The sequence below is a fragment of the Pseudomonas sp. W17 genome (assembly GCF_040268305.1).
Classification (GTDB): domain Bacteria; phylum Pseudomonadota; class Gammaproteobacteria; order Pseudomonadales; family Pseudomonadaceae; genus Aquipseudomonas; species Aquipseudomonas protegens.
This window is the reverse complement of record NZ_CP158490.1, coordinates 3583380-3595261: the sequence shown is the minus strand read 5'-3', so window position 1 is coordinate 3595261 and position 11882 is coordinate 3583380. Positions and strand designations below refer to the sequence as shown.

Here is an 11882-nt window from a genome sequence, read left to right as displayed (position 1 = left end):
TCAGGCTCCAGCCGGGCCGTTGGCGCTGCGCAGTTCCAGCGGCGCTTGCGGCTGACGACTCAAGGCGGCGCGCTCGGCGCGAAAGTGCGGCAGGATGTGCTCGCCCAGGCGGTAGGCTTCCTCCAGGTGCGGGTAGCCGGCGAGGAAGAACAGGTCGATGCCGATGGCGTGGTACTCGCGGATACGCGCCACGACGTTTTCGTAGCTGCCCACCAGGGCGCAGCCCGGCGGTATGCCGATGTAGCCGAAGCCGGTCCAGACATTGGGGTGGATGAAGAAGTCGTCGAAGCCCTGGGTCTCGTTCTTCTGTGCGAAGCCGTTCTCGTAGCTGAGCTTGCGCGCGGTGCGCAGCCCGGCATGGGCGGCCACGGCCTTGACCGCGCCCTTGGCGATGCCCTCGTCGAAGAAACGCTTGGCCTCGGTGCGCGCCAGTTCCTCGGTTTCCCGGGTGATGACGTCGATCGACAGGCCGAAGCGGATATCGCTGCGGCCGTACTGCAAGGCGCGCTCACGAATATCGGCGATCAACGCGGCGATCTCGTCCGGGTGCTCGGCGCGCATCAGGTAGAAGTCGGCATGCTTGGCGGCAAATTCCCGAGCGGCGATGGACGATCCCGCGGTGCAGATCAGCGGCAGCTCGGCCTTCTTCAAGGGGCCGCGCAGGCCGCCGCCTTCGGCGCGGTAGAACTGGCCCTGGTAGTGGAAGTTCTCGTTGTGCCAGTAGCCCTTGACCACGTCCATGAACTCGGTGGCGCGGGCATAGCGTTCATCGTGGTCGCTGAAGTCGCCGACCTGGCGCTGAATGGCGTCCGAGCCGCCGTTGATGATGTTCCACACCAGGCGGTTGCCGGTGGCGCGCTGGTAGGTGGCGGCCTGCTGCACCGCAACCCAGGGCGTGTAGTGATAGGGCTGGAAGGCGGTGACGAACTTCAGGGTGCGGGTTTCCCGGGCCAGCAGCGAGCACACGGTCCAGGGCTCTTCGCCGGAGGGCGCGTTGACCATCAGTGCGCCGCCGAAGCCGTTGATTTCCGCGGCCCGGGCGATCTGCCCCAGGTAGTCGATGTAGGTGAAGTGGTCGCCGACGCTGAAGCCTGAGACGGCACCGGTGCTGGGCCCGCCGCGGTGCCAGTCGCCGCGGTTGCGCGGGTCGCCGGGGAGGAACTGGGTTTCGCCATGCAGGGGCAGGCGGGTGAAGAATTCGATGCTCATGGCAGGGCCTCCTGGCTATTGCACGCTGGGGTTGCAGATGGGGGTAATGGCTTGGCCGTTGATCACCTTGTGGGCGAACGGCACCGAGTCCTTGAGGGAGGCATTGACCGTTTCACTGTGGCCCAGGCCCTTGTACAAGTGGCCCTCGACCACCGAGCCGGCCTTGCAGGCGTCCTGCATCAGGGCCACCTGGGTGGCGGCGGCCGGGGTCTTGTCCTCGGCGCCGGTGCCGATGAACACCGGCTGGGCGGTTTTCAGGGTCGGGTAGGACACTTGTTTCTGCCAGGCCGCCAGTTGGCTGCCCTGATAGTCCTTCTTGGCGTTGGCCGGGGTCAGGCCGACCCCCACCACGTCGCTGACCAGGGACGCCAGGCAACTGGTACGGGCCTGTTCGAACAGCGGCAGGGCCTTGTCGGTGTAGAAGTCCTTGGGGTTGATGCTCGGGTCGTACTGCTGGGCGGCCAACAGGGTGTAGAAACCGTAGGCCAGGGAGGCATCGACCTTGTTCGGGTCCTGCTCGCCGACATTCTTCGCGCCGATGGTGTAGATCACCCCGGTGCCGATGCTGCCCTTGACCCCCAGGTCCGGTGCGTAGGTGGAGGCGTAGGCGGCCGAGGCGAAGGCTCCGGCGCCGCCCTGGGACTGGCCGACGATCAGTACCTTGTTGGCCAGCCCGGGCACCCCGGCGACCACGGCTTTGGCGGCGTCGAGAATGCCGTAGGCGGCCATGCGGTTGTTCAGCAGCGGATGGCCGCCGGGCACGCCCAGGCCCTGGTAGTCGGTGGCGACAATGGCAAAGCCTTCGTCCAGCCAGCGGCTCAGGTACTGCACGTCACGGTAGGAACGGCCTTGCCAGGACGGCGCGCAGACATCCGCCACGCCCACCGTGCCATGGCCCCAGGAGGCCACCGGCCAGCCGCCGGCCGGGGCCTTGCCCTTGGGCAGGAACAAGGTGCCGGAGACCACCACCGGGGTCTTGCCGTCGATGCCGTCGGTGGAGCTGTAGAGAATCCGTTGCGCGCTGGCGGCGTTGGGCAGGCTCAGGGTGGCTTCCAGGGGTTCGCTGCGCAGCAGCTTGCCCGGGGTCGGGGGAATCGCGTCCTGCCAGGTGTAGAAGGCCGAGACCCGGCCGTCGCCTTGCAACGGATCGGGCTTGGGCGCGTAGGTCGGGCCGGCCAGGGCCGACAGGGAGAGCGCCAGGAGGCTCAGGCCAAAGGTGAATTTTGCGGACAGTTTCATCAAGAAGACTCGTGCTCAGGGTTCAGGGATGGGTGGCGACCTGGCCGCGCAGGGCGGGCCAGTAATCACTCAGGTGCAGATCGATCAGTGCCTGGTTGGTGAAACCGGTGGCCAGGGCCGGGGTGATGTCGTAGGGCGTGCGGATCAGCTGGTTGGTCAGGGCGTAGTCGCTCAGTGCCTGATAGTGGGCCTTGAGCTGCTGGTCGCTCTTGGGCGCCCAGCGCTCCTTCCAGGCCACCGGGTCGCCCTGGTCGTCGCGGCGCAGCACGCTCTCGGCAGTGCCGGCCCGGGAGGACAGCTGGTAATAGGCGTCCTGGTTCTGTTCCTGGGAAATCCACCAGGCCGCCTTGACCCAGGCGGTGGCCAGCAGTTGGGTAACTTCCGGGTGCTGTTCGATGAAGCTGTCGGTGCCCCAGAGGTCGGAGACCAGGCGCCAGTCGTTGGCCCCTTGCTTGGTGGACCAGATGATCCGGCCCACGCCCTTGTCTTCCAGGGCATAGGCCTCACTGAGCAGCACCGCCGCGTCGACCTTGCCGGCGGACACCGCCGCCGCGCCGACCTGGGGGTTGAGGTTGGCGATCTTGAAGTCGTCGAGCTTCAAGCCCTTGCTGGCCAGGAAGTTGCTGAAGGCAAACTCCCAGGGCCGGCCGCGATGCAGGGCCAGGCGCTGGCCCTTGAGGTCCTCGATGCTCTCGGCCGTGGACTGGGTGGGCACCACCAGGTAGATATTGTTGCCGCTGCCGCCGGGCACGATCAGCTTGCCGGGCACACCGCCGGCGCCGGCGATCACCGACGGCAGGTCGCCACGCACGGCGAAGTCGATGCTGTTGTTGCTGAAGCCTTCGTTGATCTGCGGCCCGGCGCCGGCGTGGGGCAGGGCGATCCACTGCAGTTTGATGCCGCGCTGGCTCAGTTGCTGTTCCAGCCAGCCATCCTCGATCACCCGCCCGGCGATGCCGCCGAACACCGGCTTGCCGCCCTGGGTGAAGGCGACGATGGCAATCTTCACCGACTCGGGGGCCGGGTTGGCCAGGGCCGTGACACTGATCAGCAGCCCGGCCATAACGGCCAGGGTATTGCGCCATAAACCTTGCATTGCACTCTCCCTCAAAAAATAAGCCCTCAGCCCCGCCAGCCCTGCGACAGATATCGCGGTGTTCTCCTGTAGGAGCCGGCTTGCCGGCGAAGAGGGCCCTTGAGCCTTGCCTCGCCCTTGCGAGCGCCTTCGCTGGCAAGCCAGCTCCTACGAAGGGCGGTGGTGGGTACTGGTGTCGGAAGGGATAGAGCAGATTGCATGCCAGGGCCGCTACAAAGCGCTGCAGGCCTTGCCTGGCAAGGGCTTCAGGCAGATCGACAGGCCCTGGCCCAAGCCGCCGCTGCTGATCTGCGAACAGGCAGGTGCTGGCCGATTGCTGCTCCAGCAGCAGGTGGGGAGCACCCTCCAGACATATTCACAAAAGGAATATCTAAAGATTAATTAATAATTATTTAGTCTAAATATCTTCGTGCACTATTGAGCCCGCGCTTTTACTGCCAGGAATGCACCATGTCGCTGATCACTCATCCAAACGCCCGTGAATTGACCAAGTCGGTACGGGCCACCGTTCTGGTGTTCAAGGACCCGCGCTCCCAGGAATTGCTCAGTCGCATCGAGCGCCTGGCCCCCAGTGAGGCCAATACCCTGATCATTGGCGAGACCGGCACCGGCAAGGAACTGGTGGCGCGCCACATCCATCACCTGAGCCGCCGCGGGCGCGAGCCCTTTGTCGCGGTGAACTGCGGGGCCTTTGCCGAAACCCTGGTGGAAAGCGAACTCTTCGGCCATGAGAAAGGCGCCTTTACCGGTGCCACCACCCACAAGGCCGGCTGGTTCGAAGCGGCCAACGGCGGCACGCTGTTTCTCGACGAGATCGGCGACTTGCCGCTGAACATGCAGGTCAAGCTGCTGCGGGTGCTGCAGGAGCGAGAAGTGGTGCGCCTGGGCTCGCGCACGCCGATCCCGATCAATGTGCGGCTGGTGGCGGCCACCAACGTCAACCTCGCCGATGCGGTGGTGGCCGGGCATTTTCGTGAAGACCTGTTCTACCGCCTGCACGTGGCCACCATCCGCCTGCCGCCGCTGCGCGAGCGCCCGGGGGACATCCTGCCCCTGGCCGAATTCTTCCTTGAGGAACACTGCCAGCGCCTGGGCTACAACCGTGCCTCGCTGACCGAAGAGGCTGAACGCAAGCTGCTGGAGCACAGCTGGCCGGGCAACATTCGCGAACTGGAAAATGCCATCCACCACGCCTTGCTGGTGTGCCGCCAGCAACGGGTGGCACCGGGGGATCTGCACCTGGTGGACATGCGCTCCTCCGGCATCCGCCAGGAACAGGCGCCCCTGGCCGTCCCGGGGCCTCAGGCGCCGGCAGACCTGGGCCGGGCCTTGCAGGCGCTGTTCGAGCAGAACATTCCCGACCTGTACGAGCACATCGAGGAAACGATCTTTCGCGAGGCCTATCGCTACTGCCATGGCAACCAGTTGCAGACCGGGCGCCTGCTCAACATCAGCCGCAACATCGTGCGCGCCCGGCTGGAAAAGATCGGCGAGTTGAACAAGCCCCTGGCGACTTCCGCTTCCTAGATCCGCTTCCTGGACCCGAGAACCGGCCCGGGGCTTTTTTTGCACGGCCCGGTTGACGCCTGCCGGCTTGATCTTTAGTCTTTGGAACGATCATTCCAGAAAGGTAATAGCCGTGCGTCCCAAGGAGTTCGACCCCGAGCAGATTGCCGATGCGGCCATGCAGGTGTTCTGGCAGCGCGGTTACGCCGCCACGTCCATTCAGGACCTGGTGGAAGGCACCGGCCTGAGCCGCAGCAGCCTGTACAACGCCTTCGACAGCAAGCACGGCCTGTACACCTGTGCCCTCAAGCGCTACCAGCAGATGACCAGCGCCAATATCGAGCTGCTGGGCGCCGACGCACCCGCCAGGGAACTGGTCCGGCGATTGCTGATGCGCATCGTCGACAACGAGCTGGAAGACACCCGGCGCCTGGGCTGCCTGGCGGCCAATGCCTCCCTGGAAATGGCCGGGCAGGACGCGGCGGTGGGTCAGCTCGTGGCGCAGAATTTCCAGCGTATCGAGGCGGCCCTGGAGCAGGTGCTGCGTCGCGGCCAGGAGCAGGGGGAGATCGATCCGCAGAAGAATCCCCGGGCCCTGGCCAGCTTTGTGGTGTGCACCGTGCAGGGCTTGCGGGTGCTGGCCAAGGGCAGCCTGGCGGAGCAACGACGCCAGCGCCTGCTGGATGTGGTCGAGGTGGTCCTGGCCAGCCTGTAGCAGCCGGCGTGCCGGCGAAGGGCCCCTCACAATCTGCATCAGGTTCGAGGGCGTCTTCGCTGGCAAGCCAGCTCCTAAAGGGCTGGGCTTTTTTTTGCCTTTTATTGGAATGATCATTCCATAATTAATTGAACACGGGAGAGACACAGATGGCCAAGCAACCAGGATCCATTGCGGTATTAGGCATCGGCATCATGGGCGCCGCAGTGGCGCGCAATCTGCGGCGCAAGGGCTTTGCGGTACGGGCCTGGAACCGCACGCTGCAACGGGCCCAGGCGCTGATCGCGGACGATATCCAGGTATTTGCCGAGCCCGCCGAGGCGGTACGCGGGGCGCAAGTGATCATCACCCTGGGCAAGGACGGCGCCGCCGTGCTGCAAGCCATGCAGCAGGCACGGGACGGTTTCGAGCCTGGGGCGCTCTGGCTGCAGATGGCCACCGTGGGGATCGAGGCCAACGACGAACTGCAAGGCTTTGCCCGGGATGGCGGGCTGGTCTTCTACGATGCCCCGGTGCTGGGCACGCGCCAGCCTGCGGAGCAGGGCCAGTTGGTGGTATTGGGCGCGGGCCCCGAGGCTCATCGGCCGGCGTTGCAGTCGCTGCTGGAGGCCATCGCCAAGCGTGTGCTCTGGGTTGCCGAACAGCCGGGAGCCGGCAGCCGCCTGAAGCTGGCCCTCAACAGCTGGGTGCTGGCCCTGACCCACGGCGCCGCGGAAAGCCTGGCCCTGGCCAAGGGGCTGGGGCTGGACCCGGCGCTGGTGGTGGAACTGGTCAGCGGCGGGCCCCTGGACAGCGGCTATTTCCAGGCCAAGACCCGGGCCATGCTCAGTGGCGACTACAGCCCGAGCTTTACCCTGGCCAACGCCCTGAAAGACGCCGAATTGATGGTGGCGGCGGCCGCCAGAGTCGGGGTCCGGCTGGATCTGGCCGAGGCCGGAATCCAGCGTTTCCAGCGCGCCCTGGAGCAGGGCCATGGCGACAAGGACATGGCGGCCTCCTACCTCGGCTGAGCGGTTTCTTCTAGCGCTGATGCAGGCGCTGGCTTGCCAGCGAAGGCGCCCGTGGGTCGGGCGCAGGGTCTGAGGGCCTTTTCGCCGGCAAGCCGGCTCCTACGGGAGCCTGCGCGGTGTATCTGCCTGCTGTAGGAGCTGGCTTGCCAGCGAAGGCGCCCGTGAGTCGGGCGCAGGGTCTGAGGCCCATTCGCCGGCAAGCCGGTTCCTGCGGTGATCTCTGGTTTTCTTGTGTGAGCATTCTTTCATGAACATTTGCGTACCTTTGCCGACCGCCTCCAGCAGGTTGCCGGTCTGGCGCCTGCTGGCCTTTACCCTGGCCGGTTTCATCGCCATCGTCACTGAGACGCTGCCTGCCGGGCTGTTGCCGCAGATCAGCCAGGGCCTGGGCATCAGCGAGGCCATGGCCGGGCAGTTGATCAGCCTGTATGCCCTGGGCTCGGTGGCGGCGGCGATTCCGCTGATCGCCGCCACTCGCAGTTGGCGCCGTAGGCCCTTGCTGTTGCTGGCCATCGGCGGCCTGTTGCTGTTCAACAGCCTGACCGCGTTGTCGACCCACTACCTGCTGACCCTGGCCGCGCGCTTTGCCGCGGGCATGGCGGCGGGGCTGGTCTGGGGCCTGCTGGCCGGCTATGCCCGGCGTCTGGTGGTGCCCGAGTTGCAGGGCCGGGCCCTGGCGGTGGTGGGCGTTGGCCAGCCGATCGCGCTGTGCCTGGGGGTGCCCCTGGGGGCCTGGCTGGGCACCCGCATGGATTGGCCGCAGATCTTCTGGGGGCTGTCGCTACTGGCTCTGCTGCTGTGGTTCTGGGTGCGCCTGGCAGTGCCGGACTACCCCGGCCAGCCGGCCCACCAGCGCCAGCCGATCGCGCGGATCTTTCTCACCCGGGGCCTGCCCCAGGCGCTGCTGGTGATCTTCGTGTGGATCCTGGCCCACAACATCCTCTACACCTATATCGCGCCGTTCCTCGCGTCCCTGGGCCTGGCGGCCTCTCTCGACCGGGCGCTGCTGGTGTTCGGCCTGGCCTCCCTGGTGGGGATCTGGTTCACCGGGCTCGGGGTCGACCGCTGGCTGCGCGGGCTGACCCTGTGCAGCCTCGCCGGTTTCGCCCTGGCGTGCCTGCTGCTGGGGATCGCTGCCAGCCAGCCCTGGCTGGCCTGGCTCGGCATTGGCGCCTGGGGCCTGACCTTCGGTGGCGCCCCGACCTTGCTCCAGACCGCCGTGGCGGATGTGGCCGGGGAGGGGGCGGATGTCGCGCAATCGATGCTGGTGACCATCTTCAACCTGGGCATTGCCTGCGGGGGTATGGTCGGCGGCCTGCTCTTGCAACGCTATGGCGCGGCGTCTTTTCCCTGGGCCATGGCCGCCCTGGCGCTGGTGGGCCTGATGCTGGTCTGGGGCGCGCGCAGCCACGCCTTCAAGCCGGGTCAGCGCTCTGCCTGCTGCGCCTGAGGTTGGGCGTCGCGAGCCTGTTGCAGCAGGCTCGCCCATTCATTGGCGAAGCGGTGGCAGTCCCCGGGCCAGCGTGCGGTCAGCAGATTGCGGTCGCGGACCACAAAACCGCGCTCGGGGTGCTCTGCCGAATCCCGGCGGGGCAGCCAGGGGATGCCGGCACGCCGCTGTTGCGCCGTGCCGGCATTTGTCACTTGGCCGCGGCGGCGCGGGTGCGTTCGATGTCCTGCACCAGGCCGTCGATGCGTTGCAGTTGCTCGCGGTTGTCGTGGTCCCAGGGGTGAAAGCCCGGCTTGAAGAACTGCAGCCAGGGCAGGGCGATCCGCGGGAACACCCCCTTGGGGCCGTAGAGGTACTTGACCACCTGCCACAACCCGCGCCAGTGGCCGCCGCGACGGCGGTCGGCGATCAGCATGCGCACATGGAAGTCGAACACCACCAGCCAGAAGCCCAGGGTGGTGAACAGCATGCTCGCGGTGCGGATCAGGTAACGCTTGGGCCCGGGCTTGATCACGCTGTTCCAGACGTCGTAGGACACGGCCTTGTGCTCGGTTTCCTCGAGGGCGTGCCACAGCCACATCTGCCGGTAGCCCGCCACCGAATTGCCGAAACGGCTGGGGTCGCGCAGCAGCAGGTCGGCGAGGATTGCCGTGTAGTGTTCCAGGGCTACGGTGATCGCGAGGTTGAAGGCCGGCGGGAAGTGCTTCTTCTGGAAATCGAGGAAGAAGCGCAACCGCCGGTCCAGCAGATGGGCCGGCAGCCCGGCGTCCTGCAGCAGGTCGTTGTAGCGCAGGTGCTCGCGGCTGTGCATGGCTTCCTGGCCGATGAAACCCTGGATCTGGCGCTTGAGTTCGGGGTCGTGAATCTGTTCGCGGTAGTGGCGCACGCTGTCCATGAAGAACAGCTCGCCGGAAGGAAACAGCAGGGACAACGCATTGAAGAAGTGGGTCACGTGGCTGCCTTGCTCGTGCCAGTCGCAGGCGCGTTCGGCAGGCAGTTCGACCTTGATGTCGCGGCGGATGGGCAGCATGGCTGTCGCTCCTCTAGACATGAAAAAGGGTGGGCGGCGCTACAGGCCGCGTTCGTCCTGGGGCTCGTAGACCGCCGGCCGCGTCTTGCCCGGCTTGGGCGCCATGCGCCGGCTGGCCCATACCACCAGGGCCTGGTAGGCGCTGGGCAGCAAGCGGATGAACAGGTCGAGCAAGTGCGCGTCGCGGCCGATCAGCACCCGGCGCTTGTTCTTGCGCACCCCCAGCAGGATCACCTTGGCGGCGGTTTCGGCGGAGGTGATGAAGAGTTTTTCGAAGTCGTCCCGGGCCTGCTGTTCGTTGTCGATCAGGAAACCCTTGACGTTGTCGCTGATGCGGCTGGTGCGGGCGATATCGGTGCGGATGCCCCCCGGATGCACGCAGGTGGCGGAGACCCCGTGGCCTTGCAGATCGAGCTCCTGGCGCAGGGATTCGGTAAAGCCGCGCACGGCGAACTTGGTGGCGTTGTAGCCGCTCATGCCGGGCTGGGAGAACAGCCCGAAGACGCTGGAGGTGTTGATGATATGGCCGTCGCCGGATTGCCTGAGGTAGGGCAGGAAGGCCTGGGTGCCGTGGACCACGCCCCAGAAGTTGACGTCCACTATCCACTCCAGGTCCGCCAGGCTCGAACCTTCCACGGTGCTCGACAGCGCCACCCCGGCGTTGTTGAAGATCAGGTTGATCTGGCCGTGTTCGGCGGCGCTGGCGGCGGCCCAGGCGAACATCGCCTCGCGGTCGCCGACGTCCAGTTCCTGGCTGCTGATGCGCAGCGGCAACAGGGTCGCGGCCCGGGCCTGGGCCACGGTCTGTGCCAGGCCCTGGGGGTTCTTGTCGGCCAGGGCCAGGTGACAGCCCTCACGGGCCAGGGCGACGGCGAGGGCGCGGCCCATGCCGGAGGCGGCGCCGGTGATGGCGGCGACTTTACCGTTAAAGTTTTTCATTGAGAGCGGCCTCTTCAAGGTGCAGGGGACGCGCGGCGGCCGGTGCGGCGGCGGGCTGGGCGTGGGGCAGGTGGCTGGCCTGGTAGTCCTGCAGCTCGAAGTGCTGCAAGGTCTTCTTGAAGCTCCAGGTGGAGCCCGGCCAGAGGGTGGTGTTCTGCCCGCTGCGCGGGTCCAGGTACCAGCTGCGGCAGCCGCCAGTGGACCAGATGGCCCCGGCCAGGCGCTGCTGCAGGCGCTGGTTGTACTGGCTTTCGACCTGGGGCCGGACTTCGATGCTGGCGATACGTTCGCGCTGCATCTGGCCCAGGGCCTTGAGGATGTAGTCCACCTGGGCCTCGATCATCAGGATCATCGAGTTGTGCCCCAGGCCGGTGTTGGGGCCGACGATCATGAAGAAATTCGGAAAGCCCGGCAGGCAGGTGCCCAGGTAGGCGTGGGCGCCCCGGGCCCAGCTGTCCATCAGGTCCTGGCCATGACGGCCGAACAGCAGGCCTCGGGGAATCGGGTCGGTGGCCTGGAAACCGGTGCCGAAGATGATGCAGTCCACGGGGTGGCGGTTGCCGTCTGCAGTGATCACCGCGTCGCCGTCGATGCGCTGGATGTCATCAGTGATCAGCCGCACGTTGCCCCGGGTCAGGGCCGGGTAGTAGTCGTTGGAGATCAGGATGCGCTTGCAGCCGATGGTGTAGTCCGGGGTCAGGCGCTGGCGCAGCACCGGGTCGGGCACCTGTTTGCGCAGATGACGCAGGGCCACGCGCTGCACCACCTTCATCAGTCTGGGCCGGCGGGCGAAGGCGATCACCCGGCTTTCCAGGGCCCAGTACAGCGCCGAGCGCACCAGCCGCTGGGTGAAGGGCAGGTGCTTGAAGGCCCAGCGTTCCACCGCGCTGAGCTCGCGGTCGGGCTTGGGCATGATCCACGGCGGGGTGCGCTGGAACAGCTTGAGTTGAGCTACCCGCGGGGCGATTTTCGGCACGAACTGGATGGCGCTGGCGCCGGTGCCGATCACCGCCACCCGCTTGCCTTGCAGGGCGTAGCGGTGATCCCACTGCTGGGAGTGAAACCGCTTGCCGGTGAAAGTGTCGAGCCCGGGGATGTCCGGTATCGCCGGGCGCGACAGGCCACCCATGCCGGAGATCAGTACCCGCGCACTGACTTCCCGACCATTGCTGAAGCGCAGGTGCCAGCGCTCCCGGGCTTCATCGAAGACCGCCTGTTGCAGGCCCATGTTGAAGTGCAGGTAGGGCGCCAGGGCGAAATCCCGGGCGCAGTTTTCCAGGTATTCGCGGATTTCCGGCTGGGGCGCGAACTGCCGGGTCCAGTTCGGGTTGGGCGCAAAAGAGAAGGAATAAACGTGGGATTGCACGTCGCAGGCGCAGCCGGGGTAGTGATTGTCGCGCCAGGTGCCCCCCAGGGACGCGGCGTGTTCGGCGACGAAGAAATCCTCTATCCCCGCTTGCTTGAGCTTGATCGCCATGCACAGCCCGGCGAAGCCGGCGCCGATGATGGCGATGTCAACGACCTCGGGGTCGTTGGGTGGCGAGTACGCATTCATGGTGTGTACCTCGATTGTAATGATGCTGCTGGGTGACTTTCGTCAGTGGGTGAAAACTCAGGATTGCACAATTTAAAATAATGTTTTAAAAATTAATTTAAATAAATTGCCTGAAAATGTCACCTGCGCTGGT

12 protein-coding genes are annotated in these 11882 nt (G+C 66.1%); 5 read left to right on the top strand and 7 right to left on the bottom strand.

Features of this window, described 5'->3' with window-relative positions:
* From ABCR88_RS16590 to ABCR88_RS16580, 3 genes are read right to left on the bottom strand one after another with little or no spacing between them, the layout of a single operon-like run.
* Positions 1–1209, bottom strand: coding sequence for an LLM class flavin-dependent oxidoreductase (locus ABCR88_RS16590; RefSeq protein ID WP_041118123.1), 1209 nt, complete (start codon positions 1207–1209; stop codon positions 1–3).
* Between the two features lie 15 nt (positions 1210–1224).
* The gene (locus tag ABCR88_RS16585) at positions 1225–2448 is read right to left on the bottom strand and encodes a lipase family protein (protein WP_041118125.1); all 1224 of its coding nucleotides are present in this window, start codon (positions 2446–2448) and stop codon (positions 1225–1227) included.
* Between the two features lie 22 nt (positions 2449–2470).
* Positions 2471–3544: an ABC transporter substrate-binding protein gene (locus tag ABCR88_RS16580; protein WP_325984616.1), complete on the bottom strand. Its 1074-nt coding sequence runs from the start codon at positions 3542–3544 to the stop codon at positions 2471–2473.
* Between the two features lie 172 nt (positions 3545–3716).
* On the opposite strand from ABCR88_RS16580, the gene ABCR88_RS16575 reads away from it, so the two are divergent.
* The 5 genes from ABCR88_RS16575 (at position 3717) to ABCR88_RS16555 (ending at position 8225) form a co-directional block, all read left to right on the top strand.
* Positions 3717–3929: a hypothetical protein gene (locus ABCR88_RS16575; RefSeq protein ID WP_172681997.1), complete on the top strand. Its 213-nt coding sequence runs from the start codon at positions 3717–3719 to the stop codon at positions 3927–3929.
* A gap of 65 nt (positions 3930–3994) precedes the next feature.
* Positions 3995–5071 carry a sigma-54 dependent transcriptional regulator gene (locus ABCR88_RS16570; protein WP_011061215.1) on the top strand — a complete coding sequence of 359 codons (1077 nt, stop codon included), beginning with the start codon at positions 3995–3997 and terminating at the stop codon, positions 5069–5071.
* A 112-nt stretch (positions 5072–5183) separates the two neighbouring features.
* Positions 5184–5765 (top strand): TetR/AcrR family transcriptional regulator, encoded by a 582-nt coding sequence (locus tag ABCR88_RS16565; RefSeq protein WP_350402722.1) that lies wholly within the window; start codon positions 5184–5186, stop codon positions 5763–5765.
* Positions 5766–5914: 149 nt separating this feature from the next.
* The gene (locus ABCR88_RS16560; protein ID WP_350402720.1) at positions 5915–6775 is read left to right on the top strand and encodes an NAD(P)-dependent oxidoreductase; all 861 of its coding nucleotides are present in this window, start codon (positions 5915–5917) and stop codon (positions 6773–6775) included.
* Between the two features lie 247 nt (positions 6776–7022).
* On the top strand, positions 7023–8225 hold the full coding sequence (locus ABCR88_RS16555) for an MFS transporter (protein ID WP_065364012.1): 1203 nt from the start codon (positions 7023–7025) through the stop codon (positions 8223–8225).
* Here ABCR88_RS16555 and ABCR88_RS16550 read toward each other — a convergent pair.
* The 4 genes from ABCR88_RS16550 to ABCR88_RS16535 are packed head-to-tail and all read right to left on the bottom strand — an operon-like array spanning position 8201 to position 11749.
* Positions 8201–8419 carry a hypothetical protein gene (locus ABCR88_RS16550; protein ID WP_350404924.1) on the bottom strand — a complete coding sequence of 73 codons (219 nt, stop codon included), beginning with the start codon at positions 8417–8419 and terminating at the stop codon, positions 8201–8203. The two genes, ABCR88_RS16555 and ABCR88_RS16550, sit on opposite strands and share 25 nt — an antisense overlap.
* The gene (locus tag ABCR88_RS16545) at positions 8416–9255 is read right to left on the bottom strand and encodes a metal-dependent hydrolase (protein WP_169891661.1); all 840 of its coding nucleotides are present in this window, start codon (positions 9253–9255) and stop codon (positions 8416–8418) included. The genes ABCR88_RS16550 and ABCR88_RS16545 overlap by 4 nt, the downstream gene beginning before the upstream one ends.
* 39 nt (positions 9256–9294) lie before the next feature.
* Positions 9295–10194 (bottom strand): SDR family NAD(P)-dependent oxidoreductase, encoded by a 900-nt coding sequence (locus ABCR88_RS16540; protein WP_011061221.1) that lies wholly within the window; start codon positions 10192–10194, stop codon positions 9295–9297.
* Positions 10181–11749 carry an NAD(P)/FAD-dependent oxidoreductase gene (locus ABCR88_RS16535; protein ID WP_350402717.1) on the bottom strand — a complete coding sequence of 523 codons (1569 nt, stop codon included), beginning with the start codon at positions 11747–11749 and terminating at the stop codon, positions 10181–10183. Before ABCR88_RS16535 ends, ABCR88_RS16540 begins: the two co-directional genes overlap by 14 nt.
* Positions 11750–11882: the final 133 nt, after the last annotated feature.